Origin of the sequence: Pandoraea pnomenusa (assembly GCF_000767615.3) — a bacterium.
GTDB lineage: Bacteria > Pseudomonadota > Gammaproteobacteria > Burkholderiales > Burkholderiaceae > Pandoraea > Pandoraea pnomenusa.
This window is the reverse complement of record NZ_CP009553.3, coordinates 2,209,275-2,229,895: the sequence shown is the minus strand read 5'-3', so window position 1 is coordinate 2,229,895 and position 20,621 is coordinate 2,209,275. Positions and strand designations below refer to the sequence as shown.

Genomic DNA, 20,621 nt, shown 5'->3' with positions numbered 1-20,621 from the left:
AATTACCCATCGAGAAGAGAAGATGAATCGGGATGCCCGCGCGGCGAACCCGCTCAGACGTAGAAGTGGTTGCTGTTCACGACCATGAAGACAGTCGTGTCGTCCCAAGCGTTTTCCCAGCGATACGGCCGGTTGCCCGTGAAGCCGTAGGTATCGCCCGGCCCCAGCAACAGCGTGGTGTCGTCGATATGGACACGCAACTTGCCGCTCAGCACGTAGCCGACCTTGTCACCGCTCGCCACCAGCAAGTTCGCGTCGGACGATGCCCCCGGCGCCAGCTCCATCAGGAAAGCCTCGAGCGACGCACAGTTCGCCGGGGTGATCCGCGACTTCGTCACGCCCGAGCCGGCCAGGCGCAGCGGCTTGCGCTGGCTCGCCCACACGACGAACTCGCTCGGTTCGGTCGCGCTCGGAGCGCCTCCCGCCTCGGCCGGCGCCGACGCAAACAGCGCCGCACCGTCGACCCCCAGCGCATGACACAACTGGCGCAACGAACGCATCGACGGCGAACTCACGCCTCGCTCGATCTGACTCAACATGCCGATCGACATGTGGGTACGTGCCGCAAGCGCCTTGAGCGTGAACTTGCGCTCGGTGCGCATCGCCCGCAGGCGCATGCCCAGCTCCCGGTCGCTGGCCTGAGCCGAATCGTCCTCGGGTAAATCGCCCGTCACCGGGGCGAACGTCTCGGTCTCCGGCTCATGCCCGGCAATCACGGAGGAGGTCGGTACGGCAGCGGCTTTCGGCTTCGATGGCATGGCAATGGAAAATCAGGATCGCGACGAAGGCGCAAATGGGGGGGGACTGAAACTTGCGCCAGGCAAGTTTCAATCATACTTCAAAGATATCGAGGCACGGCTTACGTCACGTGCTTGCGGCTGGCGTAAAGGCCGATCAGCGCGAAGACCGCGATGACCACGATGTAGTAAGCGGGGGCCATCACGCTGCCCGTGGCCTTCACCATGAAACCGACCACCAGCGGCGTGATGCCGCCGAAGAAGGTCTGCGCGATCACATAGGCAATCGACACGCCGGTGGTGCGGCAGGACGTAGGGAACAGTTGCGAGAGCAGAGAGCCGATCGGCGAGAAGTAGAAGCTGTAGAACACGACCGAGAGCGTGCACTGGAACACCGCCAGCGTGAGCAGCGAGGGCGATCGCGTGAGCAGTTGGAACAGCGGGAAGACGAGAATCACGCCCAGCACCAGCGCCGTGCGCATGACCTTGACCGTGCCCAGCCGGTCGGCCGTGATCCCGCCGAGCATCGGCACGAGCGTGCAGACCACGCCACTGCAGATCGAGGCGATGAACGCGTCGTCCTTCGTCAGCCCCAGATTGTTGATGGCGAACGTCGGCATGTAGAGATTGAGGAAACTGGCAACGACGCCCGCGGCCGCCACGACGGCGCCGATCAGCACAAAGCGCTTGTGAGAGCGAAACGTCTCGGCCAGCGGATTGTGCACCGTCGCCCCCTCGCGCTTGACCTGCTCGAAGTCGGCTGTCTCCTCGATCCTGGAGCGGATGTACAGGCCGACCGGCCCGATCAGACAGCCGAACAGGAATGGCAAGCGCCAGCCCCACGCGTAGATCTGGTCCTGCGAGAGGAAGTGGTTGGAGAAATAGGCGAAAAGCGACGCGGCAAGCACGGCGAGCCCCGACGCCGAGAACTGCAGGCTCGCAAAGAATGCCTTGCGCGAGGCACTCTGCTCCGTCAGATAAGAGTTGGCGGTGCCGAACTCCCCTCCGACCGAAAAGCCCTGCAACAACCGTCCCGTCACGAGAATCACCGGCGCCCAGACGCCGATCGCGTCATAGGTCGGCGAGATCGCGATCAGGATTGTGCCGGCGAGCATGAGCATCGCGGCAAAGCTCAACGTCGCGCGCCGGCCGACCTTGTCGGCCATGATGCCCAGCACCACCGCCCCCACCGGCCGGATCAGGAACGAACTCGCGAACGTCATCAGGCTCAGGAGCAGCGCCGACTGCGGATCGCCCTGCGGAAAGAACAGCCTGGAAATGGTGATCGCAAACATCGCGTACACCAGAAGATCGAACCATTCGAAAAACGTACCGAAGTTTGCCGCAATCACGTCGCGCGTGCGGCTTCCCGTGCGAGGCTCCCGGGCGACGAAACTACCGATTTTGGTGCTTTCCATATGTGACATTCCAGAGCGAGACGTTGCTGTGACCTGCGCCTGCATTCTGGGCAGCCGAAATCGCTGTCGATATTAGAGATTTCACCTATGTGAAATTAACCGACATATTTACGTGAAATTTTCACTAAATTGAAATTCACTCCCCCGATTCATGAACATGAGCCTCTCCCCTGCCGTCGCGCCGTCGCGTTGGGGCGAAAAAAAACCGCCATTTCTGGCGGCTTTCCGTCGAGGCCCTGTGCGGTCGGCGACCGCGCTGAGTGCATCAAGCTGTCAGGCGCGCAAGCAGCGTGCGCGGGCGGGCCGCGCGTCCGGCGGCGACTTGTGCAGCTTCTTGCCAGCGGGCCGTCGGCACGTCCGAAGGCGAGAGCAGGCTGTCGAAGCCACAGGCCCACAGCATCGCCAGTTGGTCCGGCAGCAACGGACCGGCGGCACGGATGGCGCCTTCGAAACCCCACTTGTCGCGTAGCACCCTGGCAAGCGTGAAGCCCCGTCCGTCTCGCGTCTTCGGAAACTCGATCACGACGAGCTCGACTTGCGCCAGCCACGGCGCGATGCGTTCCGGGTCGTCGTGGCCCTGCACGCGCACACCGGCAGGCGCCGCGCCTTGCGCGTTCGCCGACAGCCAGGCGTCCAGCGGCAGCACGTCTTTGTTGCGCGCCCCCGACGTCGCCGAAGCATCGTCACCGAGATAGGTCCAGACGTCTGCGGCCGGCAGCCCGTTTCGATCAATCAACATTCAAAGCTCCCTTGAACGGTTCTGCGCCCACACGAGCGAGCGTATCGATGAAGCGCTCGCCCTCGTGTCTGAGCGAGCGATAGCGATCGAGAATGTTCTCGATCACCTGCGGCACGTCGTCGTAGCTCACGCCAGGGCCGAGAATCTTGCCGACCGCGGCGTTGTCGTCCGCCGAGCCGCCCAGCGTGATCTGATAGTTTTCCTTGCCCGCCTTGTCGACACCGAGAATGCCGATGTGCGCGACGTGATGGTGCGCGCACGCGTTGATGCAGCCCGACACGTTGAGCGTGATCGGCCCGATGTCGCGTTGCTGCTCCGGTGTGAAACGCAGGGCGATGCGCTGGGCCACGGGCACGGAGCGGGCGTTGGCGAGCGCGCAGTAATCCAGGCCCGGGCACGCGATCGCGTCGGAAATCAAGCCGATGTTGGGCGTCGCCAGTCCGGCCGCCTTCAGGCGCGTCCACAGGGCATGGAGCTTGTCGCGCTTGACGTGCGGCAGTACCAGATTCTGCTCGTGCGTCACGCGCAACTCGTTGTGCGAATAACGCTCGGCCAGGTCGGCGAGCAACAGCATTTCCTGCGAACTGGCGTCGCCCGGGATACCGCCGGCGGGCTTGAGCGACACAACCGCGCTGATGTAGCCGGGCACCTTGTGCGCATGGGTGCAGGTGTCGACCCAGCGACGGAAATCGACGTCGCTCGCGTAAGACTGCTCGAAGGCGGCGGATGTGTGCGGCAGCGTCGCGAATTCCGGCACGATGAATCGCTCGCGAATCGCGGCGATGACCTCGTCCGGCAACGGCCGATGCGTTTGCGCGATACGCTCGAATTCGTCCTCGATCATCTCGATGAACTTCGCCGGCTGCATTTCCTTGATGAGGATCTTGATGCGCGCCTTGTAGATGTTGTCGCGGCGGCCCAGCGCGTTGTACACGCGCAGGATGGCCTCGACGAAGCGTAGCAGATCGCCCTCGGGCAGCCAGTCCCGTACGAGCGTGGCAACGATCGGCGTGCGCCCCAGACCACCGCCGGCATAGATCTGGAAGCCCACTTCGCCGCGTTCGTTGGTGCGCGCGAGAATGCCGATATCGTGAAAGCGCACGGCCGCACGGTCGGTCTGGCCGCCCGTGATTGCAATCTTGAACTTGCGCGGCAGATAGGTGAACTCGGGATGGTCCGTCGACCATTGACGCAGGATCTCGGCATATACGCGCGGATCCACGATCTCGTCGCGGGCGGCGCCGGCGAACTGATCGGTCGTGACGTTGCGAATGCAGTTACCGCTCGTCTGAATGGCGTGCAGGTCGACGTCGGCGAGCTTCGACAGGATCTCGGGAGCATCGGTCAGCGTCGGCCAGTTGAATTGCAGGTTCTGACGCGTGGTGAAATGGCCGTAACCCTTGTCGTAACGGTTGGCCACAAAGGCCAGCTGCCGCAACTGAACCGCACTCAGCGTGCCATAGGGAATCGCCACCCGCAACATGTAGCCATGCAGTTGCAGGTACAGGCCGTTCATCAGGCGGTAGACCTTGAAGTCGTCTTCGCGCAGTTCTCCGCTCAGGCGACGCGCCACCTGCTTGCCGAACTCGTTGGCACGGTCCTTGAGGAACTCGCGCTCCGACGGATCGTAGCGATAGATGCCCGCATGTTCCGGCGCGACGCTCAGCGCCGGCGCGTCGGCGAGCGCGGCCTGGAAGGCGGCGTCCGATGCCTGCTTGCCGAGGTCCGCACGCACGGACGGGCCGCGCGAGCGCAGTTGCTCGCGGAAATCCACCGGCACAGGGCCGGTCGGTCCGATCTGCGCCGGGCGCGGCATCGGATCGACGATCCGGTTGGCCGCCAGCGCGACCTGCGCGGCCGCCTGGGCCGACTCGAGGCCATGCTCATCGAACACTTCCGCCTTCGCAAGGTCGTCGACCCAGTCGTGATGCTTGTCCAGCCAGACGACCAAGCCGTCTTCGAGCCGGTTCGCCGAAATCAGATTGCCTGCATTCATTCCACGCTCTCAATGCCTGTTGTTTTGTGGTCGCATGTCGCGAGTCGACCGGCAGGCTATCAAGCTGAGCGGGAATAGACGACCATTAAGAAGTAATTTAGACATTACGCGATGTTGTTTGGACATCGCGCCACCCCGCATCGCCTTGTCCGGTGCGGCTCGTGGCGAGGTGGCGGCAGGCAAGCGGCCGGCGCGTGCGCGCCTAGTCGGAGATCGGGATATAGGCGCGCAGGGCGAATTTCGCGTCGGGCATGACCACCAGGCGCGCCTCCACGACGCGGGTGCCTTCGACCTTTGTGAACACAGGCATCACGTACACGCAGTCGAAAACCCGCTGGATCGTGGGGTCGGCGCCCGACTCCACGGCATTGAGGCGCATGCAGCGCAAACGGTCGAGCAGGAAACCCCGGATGTCCTGATCGGACGGCGATTCCACGCCGATGGACCTGGCGAACTCGTCATGGGCGAACTTGCGTACGAGATCGACCGTCTCGTCGAGATTGGCTTGCACGGCAACGACTTTCATGTCTTCCCCGCTCACGATGGTCTGCGTCCAGTGTTTCGAGGCGAACTCCCCGAGCGCGTCCGCCGACGATGTGCTCGCCCGCCGTCGTCGACGTCACATATTAGCAGGCGCGCGCCTCGGACCGGAACGCCCCGGCGCCCCGAAAGACGAGCGTGCCGGGCCTCGCAAAATACCTGTATTTTTATACAGTATTCATGCTACATTTCCGCTCATCACTCCCATCATCGAGAGAGACATCATGAGCGACACCAAATCCATCAGGTTTATCGTCGTGCCGTACCGCAAGAACAAGGACGGTGTGTTGCAGCCGGGCGAGTTGCGCCAGGCAAGCACGGAATTCGGTGCGGTGCGCATCGCACAATCGATGGCGTCCGGCTTCGCGGGGATCGCCGCCTACGAGGTGCTGGTCGACGAGGAAGACGGCACGATGGACGCGCCACGCGTGCTTTTCCAGGAAGGCGCCATTCCCGCGATGGCCGAGTAACGCGACGTTGCGGCGCGTGCACGCGCGGTCACTGTGCCCGCGTGGGCCGTGGGATGGCATCGAACGAGCGGGTCTGGCGGGGGTGCTGGAGGTCGCGCGTGTCGAGCGCGCGCTCTCTTGCCGAGAGTGCCTGTTCGTTCGACGTGGACGCGGCACCGTTGCGCTCGCTGGCGGTGCGGTTGATGGTGGCGCTGGCGCTTTGGGCATCCGTCACGCCGATCGACGGCGCACCGACCGCCGTGACCGCCGGGCTTCGGGCCGGCGACTGGTTGGCCTGACGGATGCTGCCAAGATCTCCCGCCCCCAGATAGGACTGCGCGCCGGCCTGGCCGGACAGCAATGCGGCTGCGAGACTCAGAAAGACGACGATGAATTTGCCGTGGTTCACAATGGCTCCCCGTTGGATGGACCCGGTTGCAACGTGCGGTCTCCGCGCCCTTGCGCTTTCACACCGCCTCGCGCAGGCCGGATCCCGGCATGGCTCGCATTGTCGCAGCGACGCGACACATTGTCGCCTGCATAAATCACAGTAGACTTCCCTATCAATATCGACAGCCCGCTCTGCTACACTTCGCGAAAAAGCGAGTCAACGGCTCGGCAATAAGCGATAACGGGGGGTCCCATGTCGGACGACGTCAGTTTTCGACGAGCATCGGAAGCGGTGCGGGCCGTGGGCGCCGGTCAGGCGGACTGGCTGGATGTCGTGCAGACGGCGCGCGAATTTCTCGGCGCGGATGCGGCCACGTTCCTCTGCCACGACAAGCAAAGCCGTTCGGTGCGCTTCGTCGAGCAATCCGGACATGAGGCCGGCCTGATCGAAGAATATTCCCAGCGCTTCTACCAGTATGACGATTCGACGCGGCGCTTCTGGGACGCGCCGGCGGGCACCTGGTTCGACTCCTCCATCGCGCTGAAGCACGAATCGGCGAACGACCGCGTGTTCTGGAACGAATTCATGCGGCCGCACCAGCTACAGTAGCTCGTCGGCGTGGTGATCTGCAACGACGACGACGCCCTCACGGCACTGAGCATCCAGCGCATGCATGTGGTCGAACCGTCCTTTGCGCATGCTGCGCGAATCGCCGAGTACGAACGACAGCTCGCCGCTGCCTTCGCAACGCGCCGCGCCGCCACGCGCGCCAGCCTCGATATCCTCAGCCAGATGCTCGACCCCGAGCGCGAGGGGTTCGCCATCGCCTCCCCGGACGCCTGGATACTGGCCTCGGCGCCGGGACTCGATTCGCTGCTCGGCGGCAACGACAGCCAACTGATGATCCGGCAGCGCAAGCTCGTGCATCGCCAGTCCGAATGGCAGGCACGCCTGACGCAGGCCTTGCAACGGGTCGGCGCCTCACGCGAACCCGCCTCGCTCGTACTGCCCGACTCATGGGGCAACGCGTTTCGCCTAACGATGCGCGCCGTGGGGCACGAAATGAATCACGGGCTGCGCTCAGCGGTCGGGATTCGCATCGAACGCCGCAGCATTTTCAATGTGCCCACGGAAGCCGCCCTGCGCCACCATTTCGCGCTCACGCAGGCCGAAGCGCGCCTGTTCCACCATCTTGTGGCGGGGCTGACCATCGGGGAGTGCAGCGAGGTGCTGAAGCTGAGCGCCAGCACGTTGCGCACGCAACTCTCCTCGATTTTGCGCAAGACCGGTTGCCATCGCCAGGGGGAACTGTTGCGGCTTGCCGCAATGCTCTCGCCATAAAGGACTCACGCGCCCGCGTTTTCGCGGTGCACCACCACCGCACTGACCCGGTTTCGCCCGGCCAGCTTGGCAAGCCGGCGCTGCGCTTCGGCCGCCTTCAGGAGCACTTCGGCACTGTCGCACTCCCCAGGCACGCCGGTCGCCGCGCCCACGCTGATCGTGAGCGTCCCCGTCGCGCTGCCCTCGTGCGCGATATGCAGGCGCTCGACGTCGCGGCGAAATTGCTCCGCCATGACGGCCGCGGCCGCCGCATCGGTCTCGGGCAACACCACCGCCAACGCATCGCTGTCGTATCGCGCCGTCAGGTCGGTATCCCGACGCATGTGTCCACCGATATTCGAGGCGACCGCGCGCAAGACATCGTCGGCCACGGCGTGCCCATAGGTGTCGTTGAAGTGTCTGAAGTGATCGATATCGGCGATCAGCACCGACAGCGGATTGCCGGAACGCTGCGCGCGACGCCACGCATCGGCCAGTTTCGCGTCGAGCGCACGGCGATTGCCCTGCCCCGTCAGGCCGTCCGTTGCCGAGAGACGTTCGCGTTGCGCGACGGCTGCCGCCCGCGACCGCATCGCCGCCACCAGCAACCATGACCCGGCAATCAATGTGGCCGCGCAAGTGGCGGCGATCGCACCCAGCAGCGCGGCGTTACGCCGCCATTCGCGCATCGCCGCTTGCGTCGACGGCGTGACCACCACGTACATCGAAGCCCCCGGCACGCGCACGGAGCGATACTCCCGCGCTCGTACGCCCAACGGGAAAGACAACGCTTCGGTCAGGTTGCGCTCGCGCGTGGCATTTCCCGGCAGCGACACGAGCGCTCCCAGGCGCGATCCGATGCAAGGATCACAGGAAAGCACGGCGCCTTTCTCTTCGACGATGTCGATCGTCCGAAGATCGGCCGAATCGATGTCTTTGACCAGCGAGCCCAGGTGGTCCAGGCGCAATGCAATGACGGCGACACCATTGAACGAATGATCCGGCGCCGCTATCCGGCGCGTGAGCGCGACGGATAGCGTCCCCCGGTGATTGCGCGATGCATAGGGCTGCGAGATATAGAGCCCGAGCGACGGGTTCATCTGGTGCGAGCGGAAGTAATCGCGGTCCGCCACGCTCTCGGGCGCCGCCTCCATGGCGCGGAGCGGCGCCGCGATGATGCCGCTCTTGTCGACGATGTAGGCATCATCGAGAAAATCGCGGACGAGCGCCTGACCGAAACGAACGCGCTCGCGCACGCGCTCGGGAAACACGGGGGTGGCGGGGTCTTCCGCCTCGCGCACCATCTCCTTGAGCAACGCGTCATAGACGGCGATATTGGCGCCAAGACTTGCCGCGACCACGGATGCCACGCTCTGCGCCCGCTCCAGTACAAGCGTCTCCCGGGCCTGCTGGTCCATTCGCAACAACACGCCCACGCCAATGAGGATCGCAAGCGCCATCGCGGTGCCTGCCCAACCCACTGCCGACGGCCGGGCATCGATCATTTCCGACAGGGCACGCAGCCTTGCCGGCCACTTCTTTTGCGAAAGTACTCCCGAGCGTTGGGTCATATCGAATGGCCTTGCGGGATGACAACGAAAGGTTGCGATGTTCCCGGCCGAGATCGTGGGACGACACGACCCCGGCGCCGTTCACACCGGGACACCGCACATCGAGTATTCTAATGTGCGCGTACGCTTGGCCGGTGCGCTTCGTCGACATCCATTCGCCAAATCGTTCGGATGCCTATCGCGTGCGAGTTCGCGTGCGAGTTCGCGTGGACTGTCTTGGGGACACCAAAATTGCTTGAGTGCTACGCATACGTCAGCCGCGCGCTGCCCGATCTCGATCCGCTGGAACTGTCGAAAATCATCGTCAATTCCCGCGGGTTCAATGCGGCGCACGGCGTCACCGGCGTATTGCTTTACGACGGCGCAGTGTTCTATCAGTACATCGAGGGACCTCATGCAGCGATCGCGGATGCACGCGGGCGCATCGAGGCGTCGCGCCATCATACCGACATCGAAATCCTGATCGACGGCACGCCACGCACGAGTGGCGCGTTCTCGACGTGGAGCCTGGGCTATCTGATGCTCGATGAACCGGCGCATTCGCTGCGCGCCTTTGTCATGCCCGCCGACCACGCGGCGCTGGTGAGCGCCTTCGGCGCGCTTGCGGCGAAATCCGACGCCATGTAGCCCCCGCCCGACACCATCCGAAATCGCGCCGCAAAAAAACGCCGGATCCTCTCGGGTATCCGGCGTTTTTCCCTGACATCGCCGCACACGCGAGAGGCTCACGTGCGAGGCCGTCCGTTTCGGCGCTTATTGCTCGATCTGTCGATTCCAGCGCTGATCCCACTGTGCGCGGCGCTGGTTGATGGCGTCCCAGTCCACCGTCTTGAGGTTCTTGACCAGGTCGTCGATCTTACCCAGGCGCTTTTGCATGGCGGGCGGCATGGTGGCCTGCGTATTGGTCGGGATATAGGCGCCCGCCGCGGCGGCCAGCGTCTGCCCGCGGGCCGAGAGGAGATACTGCGCGAGCTTCTGCGCCATCGCGTTGTCCGGGCTGTTCTTGACCACGCACAGGTCAACCAGCAATTGCACGGCGCCTTCCTTGGGCGCGACGTACGCAACCGGAATGCCCTTTTCCTGGAGTTCGCTCACGGCCGTGGGCGTGAGCGGGAAGATCGCCGCCTCGCCGGTCTGGATCATTTCCGAGAGCTTGGCCGAGTTCGGGATGTACTCGACGACATTCGGCCCCACGGTGGTCGCCCACTTGCTGAAGCCCGGCTCGACGTTCGTCTCGCTGCCACCCCAGATCCGGTTGAGCGCGAGGAAGCCATGCAGGCCGAACGTGCTGCTCGACGCCGACTGGAACACCACCTTGCCCTTGTACTTCGGGTCGGCGAAGTCCGTCCACGACGTCGGTGCCGCCCAGCCCTTCTCCTTGAAGATCTTGGTGTTGTAGCCGATACCGGTCATGCCCAGTTGCACACCCGCGGCCATGTCGTCCTTCACGCGGGCCGACGGCATGAGCTCCTTGAGCACCGGCGAGTCGTCGAGCTTCTGGCAAACGCCCATGGCGATGGCACGCGCCATCACCCCGTCGTCGAGGAACACGACATGCAGTTGCGGGCTGTTCCGGTTGGCCAGCAGCTTGGCGAGCACATCGGACGACGTGCCGGGCACGACCACGACCTTCACGTTGTTGGCCTTCTCGAATTCCGGAAAGACCTGACTTGTGTAAGCCTTTTCCATCGAGCCGCCGTTCATGCCGACGTAAAGCGTTTTGGACTGCGACCAGGCCGCGCCGCTCGCGCCCAATGCCAGCGCCGCAGCGCACATGACGACCTTTCGGGATAGCTTCATCGTGGTTCTCCTTGCGTTTTCAGGGTGTAAGGACTGTGTGGGTTGAGACAGACTCGGAACCAGGGTTCGCGCCTGGCGCATCAGGCGGCCTCGCTCACGGCGGCGAACCGGTCGACGGCAAACGCGCCGATCGGTGTTTCCGTCTCGCCGTGGGTAACGAGGTCGGCCAGCACTTCGCCGACGCCGGGCGCGAGCAGGAAGCCGCCGCCCGAAAAGCCGAAGGCATGCACGAGCCGGGGCGTGGTGCGGCTCATGCCGATGATCGGGTTGTTGTCCGGGGTCTCGCCTTCCACGCCGCTCCAGGTGCGGATGAGCAGCGCGTTGCGCAACGCGGGCAACAACGCGCACGCCTCGCGCATGACCGCGCGGGTGGTGTCGGCCGACGGCTGCGCATACTCGCCGTTGCCCGTGCCGCGCCCGCCGCCGATCACGCAGTTGCCCCGCTCGACCTGACGCGCGTAGACGCCGCCACCGTACACGCCGAGATTGTGGCCGATGAACCTTGGCAGCGGTTCGGTCACCCACATGTTCGGATAGATGGCGTGCATCGGCACGCGCTCGCCGAAGGCGCCCGCGATGTGATTGGCCCAGGCACCCGACGTATTGAGCAGCCAGTCGGCGCTCACGTTCAGGGGCTCGCCGGTCTCGGGCTGCGCCGTGAGCTGAAAACGCACGCCGTCATGCGCCATCGCCGTGATCGGCGTGCGCTCGTGGACCTCGGCGCCCAGCGCGCGTGCCGCGCGTGCAAACGCCGGCGACACGAGCCGTGGATTCGCGTGGCCGTCGCTCATGCACAGCGAACCGCCCACCGCGCCCTCGCCCAGCCAGGGGAAACGCTTGCGAAATTCCGCGCCGCGCAGCACGGTGGTGGCCAGACCGTAACCGGCCGCCATCCCGGACCACGCGTCGAGCGGTGCAAGATCGCTCTCGCGGCGCGCCAGGCGCAGGTGCCCGGAGCGCACGAACTCACCATCAATGCCGATGAGTTCCGGCAGCCGGTCCCACAGCCGGCGCGCGCGCATGGCAAGCGGAAGCTGCTCTTCCGGTCGTCCCTGGCAACGCACGCCGCCATAGTTCACGCCGCTGGCCTGCGCGCCGCAGTAGCGGCGCTCGAACAATGCGACACGCATGCCACGCTCGGCCAGCGCGCGCGCGGCCGACGCGCCGACGAGCCCACCGCCGGCCACCACGACGTCGTAATGCCGGGTGTGCGGCGTATGACGGGTATTGAGCGCGCTACTCATCGCGGGCCTCCTCGGGAATCGCCGCGACGTTCTCGTCGAACAGCATGGGGGCGATCGGAATCGGTTTCACAGGCGCCTGCGCACGCAAACGCCCCACCTGTGCGAGGGTTTGTCCGCTCGCCTCGGCCAGCAGATGGCACGCTGCCTCGCCGCACATGCGGCCCTGGCAGCGGCCCATGCCGACGCGCGTGAGCGCCTTGAGGCGGTTGATCTCGGTCACGCCGTCATGCCGCACGCAGTCGCGCAGCGTACGCGCGTCAATTTCCTCGCAACGGCACACGAGCATGTCGTCGGGCCAGTCGGCGGAGGGATCGCGCGGCAGGGCGAACGCCTGTTCGATGCCCTCTCGAAAACGCCGGATGCTCGCGAGCTTGCGCTCGAGCGTGAGCGCGTCCGGCCCGTCGGTCGCAGTGGCGATGGCCGGTGTCGTGATACCGATATCCTCGAGCACGGCGAGCGCCGCGCGCCGACCGGCCAGCTCGGCCGCGTCGGCCCCCGCGATGCCCGCGCCGTCGCCCGCCAGATAGATCCCGGATTGCGAGCTCCGCCCAGCCGCGTCGCGCTCGGGCAGCCAGCACTGATTAAGCGTGTCGAAGACAAAGCGGCAGCCCGCCAGATCGGCCAGTTGCGTCTCGGGACGCAGGCCGAAGCCCAACCCGACCGCGCTGCACGCAAGCGTGTGCCTGCGCCCGTCACGACGCCAGTGAATCGCCTGCACGCCGTCGCGCTTCCCGCCCCCCTTGCTCCCCTCGCCCCCCTCGATCCCCTCGAGCGTGACACCGTGCTCCACGCGAACGCCACGCGCACGCAATGCGCCGACATAGTAAAGACCCTTGGCCAGCGTGGCAGGTTGATTCAGCATACGCGGCGTGGCCAGGGCCTGCCGAACGAACGTGTTCGTGTCGAGCACGGCCACCACGTTCGCCCCGGCCTTCGCGTACTGATACGCAACCAGATACAGCAGTGGTCCCGTACCCGCGAACACCACGCGCTCCCCGATGGCACAACCCTGGGCCTTGAGCGCGACCTGCGCGCCCCCCAGCGTGTACACGCCCGGCAGCGTCCAGCCCGGCACCGGCAACACGCGGTCGGTGGCACCGCTGGCGATGATCAGATGCGTGAACGAGACGGGCGTCTCGCGGCCGCCGTGCATGGTGTGGAGTTGTTTCGGATCGCAGGCCCATACGAGCGTCTCGGGCCGGTAGTCGACCCGAGGCAGCAGCTCGGCCATGGTGCGATGAATCGCTTCGGCCTTCGCCGCCTCGAACCCGTACAGCGTTTTCGGGGAACGGGCGAAACCCGCATCCGCTGGCGGCTGCCGGTAGATCTGTCCGCCCCAGCGCGGGTTTTCGTCGAGTACCACCGGGCGGAGTCCGGCGGACACGAGCGTCTGCGCCGCACGCACGCCGGCGGGACCGGCGCCGACGACTACGACCTTGGCGGGCTCAGCCATGCGCGCCTCCCCGGTCGTCATCGGCATGCGGGGCGCGGGGCGCATCGGTCAGGATACGCATGCCGGCCTGTACCGTCGTGGAACAGGCGCGCACGCGGATGCACTGCGCGTCGCCCGGGACCCCGCCCGATGTCTCGCAGCGCACCCAGCAATCCTGGCATGCGCCGATCAGGCAAAAGCCCGCGCGCGGCGCGCCGCTGAATTCGCTGAACCGAAGGTGCCGTTGGTGCGTGAGGATCGCCGTGAGCAACGTGTCGCCCGCGAGCGCCTGCACCGGCGCACCATCGAGATAGAACATGACGGGCGTGCGCGCCGTCTCGGCCAGGCGCGTCAACTGGGGTTGCGCCGACGCGCGCGGCACGCTCGCGTCTGGCAGGCAATGGGAAGTGCGGGACATGAATGTCGTTCCGAAGCGCGTGTTCAATGCTGGCCGATCAGAATGCGGTTCAGGCCATAGACCCGGTCGAGCAGCAGCATCGCACCCAGCGTCACGGCGATCACCAGCGCCGAGACCGACGCCATCATCGGATCGATCGACTCGGTCGCGTACATGTACATGCGCACGGGCAATGTGACCGTCTGCGGCGACGTGATGAAGACCGACATCGTCAGCTCGTCGAAACTGTTGATGAAGGCGAGCAACCAACCGCCGGTGATGCCGGGCAGAATCATTGGCATCGTGACGCGGCGAAAGGTCGTCCACGACCCGGCGCCGAGCGAGGCGGCGGCGTGCTCCACGCTGCGGTCCAGGCCACTGATCGACGCGAGCACCAGGCGCATGATGAACGGCGTAACGACGATCATGTGTGCGAACGTGAGCGCGGCAAACGAGCCGGTCACGCCGAGCATCGCGAAGAATCGCAACAGCGCGATGCCGAGCACGAGGCCCGGGATGACCAGCGGCGAGAGCAGCAGGCCGTTGAGAAAGTTGCGCCCGGGAAAACGCGAGCGCCCGATCGCCAGCGCCGCCGGCAGCGCAATCGCCAGCGAGAGCGTGGCCGACAGGAAGGCGAGCTTCAGGCTGGTGAAGAACGACGCGATGAAGTCCGGGTAGTCGAGAATCGCGCGGAACCAGCGAAGCGAGAGACCGCGCGTGGGCAGCGACAGCGTTTGCTCCGGCGTGAACGCGACGAGCACCACGATGATCATCGGGGCAAGCACGAAGAGAATGACGAGCGCGTGGAACGCGAGCGCCAGGGGACTGTTTTTACGCATGATGGCCAATGGATTCTGTTCTGCGGAAAACGTGGCGCCTCAGCCCATGCTGCGCGAGTAGCGGCGCTCGAGCAGGCGGTAATACGTCAGCATCACGATCAGGTTCGCCACCAGCAGCAGCACGGCGATGGTCGCGCCCAGCGGCCAGTTCAGCGAACTCAGGAACTGGTCGTACACGGCGGTGGCGGCGACCTTGAGGCGTCGCCCGCCCAGCAGGCTCGGAATCGCGAACGCGCTCGCCGACAGGCCGAACACCATCAGACTGCCCGACAGGATGCCCGGCACCAGTTGCGGCAGCACGATGCGACGCAGCGTGGTCGCCTGCGAGGCCATGAGCGACAGCGCCGCGTTCTCCGTCTGCGGATCGAGCCGTTGCAGCGACGTCCATACGGGAATGACCATGAACGGCAGCATCACGTGCACAAGCGCGATCACGATCGCGAAATTCGTGTACTCGAGCTTGAATGGCCCCATCCCGAGCAGGCCGAACGTCTGGTTGACCAGACCGCCCGAGCCGAGCAGCATGCTCCAGCCAAAAGCGCGCACCACGATGGACACGAGCAGCGGCGAGAGAATGATCAGCAGGAACAGCGAGCGCCACGGATCGCCCATGCGCGAGAGCACGTAGGCCTCGAATGTGCCGACCACGGCACACACGGCCGTGACCGTGAGCGAGATGCCGAACGTGCGCAGGAAGATCGTATGGAAGTACGGGTCGAAGAGGACTTCCCGATAGTTGTCGAACTGGAACGCCGCAATCGGACCACTCGCCGGATCGAACTGGTAGAACGTGAGCGCGAGCGTCATCAGCAACGGAATGAGCACCAGCGCCACGAACAGCAGCATGGCCGGCGCGCTCATCAGCCACATCGGCAAATACGCATGCCAGGGCGCGCGTGCGGCGGGCGGGGCGTCGGCGCGCATGACTTGCAGCGTCTCAGACATGGGCGCGCTCTCCTGCATTGACCGCCCCCTGCGAGATGAAGCGCACGGCCTCGGACTGCCAGTCGAGCCCCACCGGCGCCCCCTCGTCGAGCGGCTCACCCCCTTCGTTCTGGCAACACACGAGCACTTCGCCCAGTGCGCTGTCCACGCGATAGAGCCATTGGCTGCCCAGGAAGAAGCGACTTGTCACCGTGGCCGGCAAGCGGCCTGCCGCGGGCGCGCACAACCGGACCTTTTCCGGGCGCAGGCACAACGTGATCGCGTCGCCCACGGCCAGGTCGCGCTCGCGCGGCGAGAGCTCGGCAAGCGACGCGCGTTGCGTGAGCTGCGCGCCCAGCGCGACATGCAGATGTTCGCCGTCGCGTGCCGCCACCCGGCCGGCGAGCATGTTGGCCTTGCCGATGAATTGCGAGACGAACGGGGTTTCCGGACGCTCATAAGCGCGATACGGCGTGTCGACCTGCGTGATGCGCCCAGCCTCCATCACGACCACGCGATCGCTGATCGAGAGTGCCTCGGACTGGTCGTGCGTGACCATGATGGTGGTCGTGCCGATCTTGCGCTGAATCGCGCGCAGCTCGAACTGCATGTCCTCGCGCAGCTTGGCATCGAGGTTGGACATCGGCTCGTCGAGCAGCAGCACGGGCGGTGCGATCACCACGGCGCGCGCGATCGCCACCCGCTGACGCTGCCCGCCGGAGAGTTCGCGCGGATAGCGATGACCCAGCGCGTCGAGCCGCACCAGGGCGAGCGCCTCGCGAATGCGCGCCTGGCGCTCTGCCTTGTCCACGCCGCGCATTTCCAGGCCAAAGCCCACGTTGTCCGCGACGGTCATGTGCGGAAAGAGCGCGTAGCTCTGGAACACGATGCCCAGACCGCGCTTGTTCGGGCGCATGTGCGTGATATCGCGCCCGTCGAGCGTAATGCGCCCGGTCGTGGTTTCGACGAATCCCGCGATCATCTGCAAAGTCGTGGTCTTGCCACAGCCCGACGGGCCGAGCAGCGAGACAAACTCGCCCTTTTCCACCGAGAGATTGACGTTCGAGACGGCGTTGAGCTCGCCGAACGTCTTGGAAACATCCGTCAAAGTCAGGAAAGACATGGTCCCTACCTTCGGGCGCAGGTGCGCCGCTAGAAATGCAATTGCATCGAACAGTAGCGAGCCAAATTGCTTGCCGCAAGACAACGATTCCGCGAAATGAGATAAATTTTCTGATTATTTCGATTGACGGAATGTTTGCGCAACACGGGGATCGATTCGTTTCGCGTCAACGCCTCGGGATAATCCCTAAGCTATGGTGAATACAGGCCGTTTTTAATAAAACTGGCATGCCGCGATAGTTTTCAAGCATCGACGGCTTAGGCTAACATTTCGTTTGACGGAATAATTGAGGCTCAAATGACGACCGCCGATTCACCTCGCACGACGACGCCGGACGCTGCCGGCACGGGCATCCTGCAGCGCACATTTGCCGTAATTCGCGCGTTGGGCGATGCCAAACCCGAAGGCGAGCGCGTCACCCACATCGCCAAGGCCGTCGGGCTGAGTCAGGCGACCGTGCACCGAATCCTGCACGCGCTCATCGCCGAGCATGTGGTGGAACAGGACGAAACGTCGAAGATGTATCGGCTGAGCATCGACTTCTTCGCGATGGCCGCGCAGGCCGGCAATCCGAGCGGCATGCGCACGCTATGCCGGCCGTCGCTGCTGCGGCTGTGCGCCAGCCTGGGCGACACCATCTTCCTGCTCGTGCGCAGCAGCTTCGACGCCGTATGTCTCGACATGTGCGAGGGCCCCTTCCCGATCCGGTCGTTCACCGGCGACATTGGCGGACGGGTCGCGCTCGGCGTCGGCCAGGGCAGCCTGGCGATTCTGGCGTTCCTGCCCGAAGCCGAGCGCGAAGAGATCATTCGCTTCAACGTACCGCGGCTGCGCGGCTATGGTGTGCTCGACGAGGTCTATCTGCGCACCGAGATCGAACGCGTGCGGCAACTGGGATACGCCGGCAGCAACAGTGGCGTGCTCGATGGCATGGCCGGCGTGGCCGTGCCCGTGTTCGACCGCACCGGACACGCCGTTGCCGCACTGAGCGTGGGCACGCTGGCCGCAAGGCTGTCGCAGGATCGACTGCCGATGGTGGTGGAATTGTTGCGTCGCCAGGCCGAGCTGATCGGCCCGCAGACCAATCCGTTCGACGTGGCCATGCGCCGCCCGATGCATGGCCTCACGCGTGCGCTGACGACCGAGCCGCTGGCATGACGCCGTCCCGACGCATGGCACCGGTCGTTTTGGCGTCTTGATGATCTGATGGCCGAAAATGGCCAGCGCCGCGCCTGCTTGCCTGCGAAAATGCCGCATGGTCAGGCGGCCTGCTGGCGCGTTTGCGGAAGATCGCACCTCCCGTGCATCCCGCACATCGTGCCCATCGTGCGCACGATTGCACAAACCTCGCGCCAGGCTTCTTCCCACCCCTACGGCTGCGTGCACACGCAGCGGAGACACGTCATGGCATCAGGCGAACATCAGTACCGAATCAGCATCGAGTGGATCGGCAATCAGGGCAGCGGCACCTCCGGGTATCGCGACTACGGGCGCAATCACGAGATTCGCGCCGAGGGCAAGCCCACGATTCCCGGCTCGTCCGACCCGGCCTTTCGCGGAGATCCGGCGCGCTGGAATCCCGAGGACCTGCTCGTGGCGTCGGCCAGCGCCTGCCACAAACTCTGGTATCTGCATCTGTGCTCGGAGGCGGGCATTGTCGTGGAGGCGTACGTCGACCACGCCGTCGGCACGATGATCGACACGGCCACGCAGGGCGGCTTCACGAGGATCGTGCTCCACCCGCGCGTGACGATTCGCGCGGGCGGCGACGTTGCGCTGGCCGAGCGTCTGCACCACGCCGCGCATGAGAAATGCTACATCGCCAATTCGGTCAATTTTCCGATCGAGTGCGATCCGGTCATCGAGGCCCTGGAGCGTTGATCCTGGCGCGGCGGACGAAGGCGGCCCCTGCGTGCCGTTCGCTCAGCCCGACAGTTGCCTCGCGAACTCGGCATCGCGCGCGAGCGCACGGGCCACGCTTTCGCGCTCACGAAAGCGGGTGACGTAGGCCGTGATCGCGGGGGTCGGCGGAATCAGTTTGAAGTGCGTGAGGAAGTGCATCGCATTGCCCCACAGCGCGTCGGCCGCCGTGAACGATTCGCCGAGCCACCACGGCCCCGGGTTCTGCGCCCAGTGCCGATCGATGGTCCAGATGACCGACTCGTAGTCGCCGTAAGGCGATCGTGAACGCTCGGCGCCGTCGCGCCCGAGCGACTTGTCCACCACTGCCGGCTCGACGCACGAGCCGTAGTAGACCATCCACCGCAGATACGGCCCCCGCCGGGGATCGCCAGGCGGCGGCGCCAGCGATTGCTCCGGATAAAGCTCCGCCAGGTACATGTAGACCGCCGCCTGCTCGGTAATCACGGCGTCGCCATGGCGAATCGCGGGCACCTTGCCCATCGGATTGACGTCCAGATAGTCCGAGCCACGTTGCTCGCCGGTGGCGAAGCGCAGCAGATGCAGATCGTACTCGGCCTGCAGTTCCTCGAGCAGCACCAGCACACCCGATGAACGAGTGTTGGGCGCATGAAAGAAGGTTACGCGGCGGTCGGTCGCCATGGTGTCGTCTCCATTATTTCGATGTCGAAACGTCAGAACGCATGCTTCGGCTGGCGAAATATCTTACTGCATCGCATCATCGCCCAGCAGATGCATCAGGGTCGTCGCATTACGCTGCCCCTGATCTTCGTAGTTGTTGTTGAACACGACGTACACGCGTGCGACCTCTCTGGCGATCACGCGTATCGGGTCGACCAGCGCGGCAAGCTCCGCGTCGCGATAGTCGTAGTTGAAGCGATCCGACGCCGCGGTGCTCTCGCGCACGTTCCACGTGGCGTGATTGCGGCCATGCAGACGGACCACGGCGGCGAGCGGCGTGGTGGTCTGCCAGACTTGCGGAATGCTGTTCGCGAAGCCCTGTGGCTCATCGACGATCGTGTTGACCCAACCGAGCAAGCGCAGCCAGGTCAGCGTCTCGTCCGCATGCACCCCATCGAACCAGCCGCGGGAACGGAACTCGGCGGCCACGCCGTAGCCGGCCATGCGCTGCGCGCAGTCCTCCACGTGCGCGCGGCTCTTCCGATCGCCGGTGAGCCACGGCGGAAACTGGAAGTGGACCAACCCCAACTTGCCGGCCAGACGCAACGGGGCAAGCGCTTCGAGATAGCGCCGCCAGATCTCGTCCCTGAGCGCGTCGGGCATGTCCTTGTAGTAGACGTTCGGCCCGCCGCCCGGCGGCAGTTCGGGCTGAAGGTCTTTCGGAAACGCGATACGCGGCGTCTGATGGCCGGTCAGCAGGCGGAACGCCTTGATGTTGAACACGAATGCCGCGGGCGTGCGCCCGACCCAGAGCTGCGCATTGACGGCCGACGGCATGGCGTAATAACTGCTGTCGACCTCGACCATCGGAAAGCGGCTGGCGTAGTAGCGCAGGCGCGCCTCGGCCGACGTATGTCCGGGCGGATAAAAGCGCTTGCAGGCAATGAGCGATTTGTCGGTCCATGAGGCCGTGCCGACGTAGACGTTGGCACCGGTGCGCGCCATGCCGCGCCCCGACCCGGCATGCCGCGGGACGTTCGCGTCCTCGGGCGTGCCGCCCGTCAGCAAATCGCGCTGCCCCGCGCTCGACGACTGAGATCGGCGCATACCCCGCCCTCCCGTTGGCAATGACAACCGTTGGGGTGCTCCCGGAGACGGCG

The 20,621-nt window shown here is 65.2% G+C and carries 22 protein-coding genes; 6 read left to right on the top strand and 16 right to left on the bottom strand.

The features are described from left to right. Positions 1–53 precede the first annotated feature (53 nt). From LV28_RS34085 to LV28_RS34065, 5 genes are all read right to left on the bottom strand, one after another. Complete coding sequence (locus LV28_RS34085) at positions 54–758, bottom strand: helix-turn-helix domain-containing protein (RefSeq protein ID WP_023595547.1); 705 nt, start codon at positions 756–758, stop codon at positions 54–56. 101 nt (positions 759–859) lie between these two features. Next, positions 860–2,155, bottom strand: coding sequence for an MFS transporter (locus LV28_RS34080; RefSeq protein ID WP_023871600.1), 1,296 nt, complete (start codon positions 2,153–2,155; stop codon positions 860–862). Positions 2,156–2,420: 265 nt separating this feature from the next. Further along, positions 2,421–2,894, bottom strand: coding sequence for a DUF934 domain-containing protein (locus LV28_RS34075; RefSeq protein ID WP_023871601.1), 474 nt, complete (start codon positions 2,892–2,894; stop codon positions 2,421–2,423). Continuing rightward, positions 2,884–4,890, bottom strand: a complete 2,007-nt coding sequence (locus LV28_RS34070) for a DUF2849 domain-containing protein (RefSeq protein ID WP_038617833.1) — start codon at positions 4,888–4,890, stop codon at positions 2,884–2,886. The genes LV28_RS34075 and LV28_RS34070 overlap by 11 nt, the downstream gene beginning before the upstream one ends. A 202-nt stretch (positions 4,891–5,092) precedes the next feature. After that, positions 5,093–5,416, bottom strand: coding sequence for a hypothetical protein (locus LV28_RS34065; RefSeq protein WP_025249017.1), 324 nt, complete (start codon positions 5,414–5,416; stop codon positions 5,093–5,095). Positions 5,417–5,654: 238 nt separating this feature from the next. Between LV28_RS34065 and LV28_RS34060 the strand changes: the two genes are divergently transcribed. Continuing rightward, a complete protein-coding gene (locus tag LV28_RS34060) occupies positions 5,655–5,900 on the top strand; it encodes a hypothetical protein (RefSeq protein WP_023595542.1) in 246 nt (81 codons plus the stop codon). Between the two features lie 28 nt (positions 5,901–5,928). Here the strand turns inward: LV28_RS34060 and LV28_RS34055 are convergent, their stop codons facing one another. Next, positions 5,929–6,288, bottom strand: coding sequence for a hypothetical protein (locus LV28_RS34055; protein WP_038617836.1), 360 nt, complete (start codon positions 6,286–6,288; stop codon positions 5,929–5,931). A 234-nt stretch (positions 6,289–6,522) separates the two neighbouring features. Between LV28_RS34055 and LV28_RS34050 the strand changes: the two genes are divergently transcribed. After that, complete coding sequence (locus tag LV28_RS34050) at positions 6,523–6,879, top strand: hypothetical protein (protein WP_038617838.1); 357 nt, start codon at positions 6,523–6,525, stop codon at positions 6,877–6,879. 9 nt (positions 6,880–6,888) lie between these two features. Further along, positions 6,889–7,611, top strand: a complete 723-nt coding sequence (locus tag LV28_RS34045; RefSeq protein WP_038617840.1) for a helix-turn-helix transcriptional regulator — start codon at positions 6,889–6,891, stop codon at positions 7,609–7,611. Between the two features lie 5 nt (positions 7,612–7,616). Here the strand turns inward: LV28_RS34045 and LV28_RS34040 are convergent, their stop codons facing one another. Further along, on the bottom strand, positions 7,617–9,161 hold the full coding sequence (locus tag LV28_RS34040; RefSeq protein ID WP_048806378.1) for a GGDEF domain-containing protein: 1,545 nt from the start codon (positions 9,159–9,161) through the stop codon (positions 7,617–7,619). 231 nt (positions 9,162–9,392) lie between these two features. Between LV28_RS34040 and LV28_RS34035 the strand changes: the two genes are divergently transcribed. Continuing rightward, positions 9,393–9,788, top strand: a complete 396-nt coding sequence (locus LV28_RS34035; protein WP_023595538.1) for a BLUF domain-containing protein — start codon at positions 9,393–9,395, stop codon at positions 9,786–9,788. A 126-nt stretch (positions 9,789–9,914) separates the two neighbouring features. On the opposite strand, the gene LV28_RS34030 is transcribed toward LV28_RS34035, so the two are convergent. The 7 genes from LV28_RS34030 to LV28_RS34000 all read right to left on the bottom strand — a co-directional run bounded on the left by LV28_RS34030 (position 9,915) and on the right by LV28_RS34000 (position 16,920). Beyond that, complete coding sequence (locus LV28_RS34030; RefSeq protein ID WP_038617843.1) at positions 9,915–10,961, bottom strand: ABC transporter substrate-binding protein; 1,047 nt, start codon at positions 10,959–10,961, stop codon at positions 9,915–9,917. Positions 10,962–11,041: 80 nt separating this feature from the next. Next, entirely contained in the window at positions 11,042–12,205 is a 1,164-nt protein-coding gene (locus LV28_RS34025; protein ID WP_023871606.1) for an NAD(P)/FAD-dependent oxidoreductase, read from the bottom strand. Beyond that, a complete protein-coding gene (locus LV28_RS34020; protein WP_038621200.1) occupies positions 12,198–13,658 on the bottom strand; it encodes an NAD(P)/FAD-dependent oxidoreductase in 1,461 nt (486 codons plus the stop codon). The genes LV28_RS34025 and LV28_RS34020 overlap by 8 nt, the downstream gene beginning before the upstream one ends. Continuing rightward, positions 13,651–14,055 (bottom strand): (2Fe-2S)-binding protein, encoded by a 405-nt coding sequence (locus LV28_RS34015; RefSeq protein ID WP_025249013.1) that lies wholly within the window; start codon positions 14,053–14,055, stop codon positions 13,651–13,653. The genes LV28_RS34020 and LV28_RS34015 overlap by 8 nt, the downstream gene beginning before the upstream one ends. 23 nt (positions 14,056–14,078) lie before the next feature. Next, positions 14,079–14,873, bottom strand: a complete 795-nt coding sequence (locus tag LV28_RS34010) for an ABC transporter permease (protein WP_023871609.1) — start codon at positions 14,871–14,873, stop codon at positions 14,079–14,081. Positions 14,874–14,912: 39 nt separating this feature from the next. After that, on the bottom strand, positions 14,913–15,818 hold the full coding sequence (locus tag LV28_RS34005) for an ABC transporter permease (protein ID WP_023595532.1): 906 nt from the start codon (positions 15,816–15,818) through the stop codon (positions 14,913–14,915). After that, positions 15,811–16,920, bottom strand: coding sequence for an ABC transporter ATP-binding protein (locus LV28_RS34000; protein ID WP_023871611.1), 1,110 nt, complete (start codon positions 16,918–16,920; stop codon positions 15,811–15,813). Before LV28_RS34000 ends, LV28_RS34005 begins: the two co-directional genes overlap by 8 nt. Positions 16,921–17,217: 297 nt before the next feature. On the opposite strand from LV28_RS34000, the gene LV28_RS33995 reads away from it, so the two are divergent. After that, positions 17,218–18,078 (top strand): IclR family transcriptional regulator, encoded by an 861-nt coding sequence (locus LV28_RS33995; protein WP_023595531.1) that lies wholly within the window; start codon positions 17,218–17,220, stop codon positions 18,076–18,078. A 246-nt stretch (positions 18,079–18,324) separates the two neighbouring features. Beyond that, positions 18,325–18,801, top strand: a complete 477-nt coding sequence (locus tag LV28_RS33990) for an OsmC family protein (protein WP_038617845.1) — start codon at positions 18,325–18,327, stop codon at positions 18,799–18,801. 42 nt (positions 18,802–18,843) lie between these two features. On the opposite strand, the gene LV28_RS33985 is transcribed toward LV28_RS33990, so the two are convergent. Beyond that, positions 18,844–19,482: a glutathione S-transferase family protein gene (locus LV28_RS33985; protein WP_023595529.1), complete on the bottom strand. Its 639-nt coding sequence runs from the start codon at positions 19,480–19,482 to the stop codon at positions 18,844–18,846. A gap of 63 nt (positions 19,483–19,545) precedes the next feature. Continuing rightward, on the bottom strand, positions 19,546–20,568 hold the full coding sequence (locus tag LV28_RS33980; protein ID WP_081326854.1) for a DUF72 domain-containing protein: 1,023 nt from the start codon (positions 20,566–20,568) through the stop codon (positions 19,546–19,548). Between the last annotated feature and the right edge of the window lie 53 nt (positions 20,569–20,621).

What these genes read in the sequence shown, in the direction of transcription:
- LV28_RS34085 (WP_023595547.1), bottom strand. Translation starts at nt 758, where the DNA reads ATGCCATCGAAGCCGAAAGCCGCTGCCGTACCGACCTCCTCCGTGATT.
- LV28_RS34080 (WP_023871600.1), bottom strand. Translation starts at nt 2,155, where the DNA reads ATGGAAAGCACCAAAATCGGTAGTTTCGTCGCCCGGGAGCCTCGCACG.
- LV28_RS34075 (WP_023871601.1), bottom strand. Translation starts at nt 2,894, where the DNA reads ATGTTGATTGATCGAAACGGGCTGCCGGCCGCAGACGTCTGGACCTAT.
- LV28_RS34070 (WP_038617833.1), bottom strand. Translation starts at nt 4,890, where the DNA reads ATGAATGCAGGCAATCTGATTTCGGCGAACCGGCTCGAAGACGGCTTG.
- LV28_RS34065 (WP_025249017.1), bottom strand. Translation starts at nt 5,416, where the DNA reads ATGAAAGTCGTTGCCGTGCAAGCCAATCTCGACGAGACGGTCGATCTC.
- LV28_RS34060 (WP_023595542.1), top strand. Translation starts at nt 5,655, where the DNA reads ATGAGCGACACCAAATCCATCAGGTTTATCGTCGTGCCGTACCGCAAG.
- LV28_RS34050 (WP_038617838.1), top strand. Translation starts at nt 6,523, where the DNA reads ATGTCGGACGACGTCAGTTTTCGACGAGCATCGGAAGCGGTGCGGGCC.
- LV28_RS34040 (WP_048806378.1), bottom strand. Translation starts at nt 9,161, where the DNA reads ATGACCCAACGCTCGGGAGTACTTTCGCAAAAGAAGTGGCCGGCAAGG.
- LV28_RS34030 (WP_038617843.1), bottom strand. Translation starts at nt 10,961, where the DNA reads ATGAAGCTATCCCGAAAGGTCGTCATGTGCGCTGCGGCGCTGGCATTG.
- LV28_RS34025 (WP_023871606.1), bottom strand. Translation starts at nt 12,205, where the DNA reads ATGAGTAGCGCGCTCAATACCCGTCATACGCCGCACACCCGGCATTAC.
- LV28_RS34020 (WP_038621200.1), bottom strand. Translation starts at nt 13,658, where the DNA reads ATGGCTGAGCCCGCCAAGGTCGTAGTCGTCGGCGCCGGTCCCGCCGGC.
- LV28_RS34015 (WP_025249013.1), bottom strand. Translation starts at nt 14,055, where the DNA reads ATGTCCCGCACTTCCCATTGCCTGCCAGACGCGAGCGTGCCGCGCGCG.
- LV28_RS34010 (WP_023871609.1), bottom strand. Translation starts at nt 14,873, where the DNA reads ATGCGTAAAAACAGTCCCCTGGCGCTCGCGTTCCACGCGCTCGTCATT.
- LV28_RS34005 (WP_023595532.1), bottom strand. Translation starts at nt 15,818, where the DNA reads ATGTCTGAGACGCTGCAAGTCATGCGCGCCGACGCCCCGCCCGCCGCA.
- LV28_RS34000 (WP_023871611.1), bottom strand. Translation starts at nt 16,920, where the DNA reads ATGTCTTTCCTGACTTTGACGGATGTTTCCAAGACGTTCGGCGAGCTC.
- LV28_RS33995 (WP_023595531.1), top strand. Translation starts at nt 17,218, where the DNA reads ATGACGACCGCCGATTCACCTCGCACGACGACGCCGGACGCTGCCGGC.
- LV28_RS33990 (WP_038617845.1), top strand. Translation starts at nt 18,325, where the DNA reads ATGGCATCAGGCGAACATCAGTACCGAATCAGCATCGAGTGGATCGGC.
- LV28_RS33985 (WP_023595529.1), bottom strand. Translation starts at nt 19,482, where the DNA reads ATGGCGACCGACCGCCGCGTAACCTTCTTTCATGCGCCCAACACTCGT.
- LV28_RS33980 (WP_081326854.1), bottom strand. Translation starts at nt 20,568, where the DNA reads ATGCGCCGATCTCAGTCGTCGAGCGCGGGGCAGCGCGATTTGCTGACG.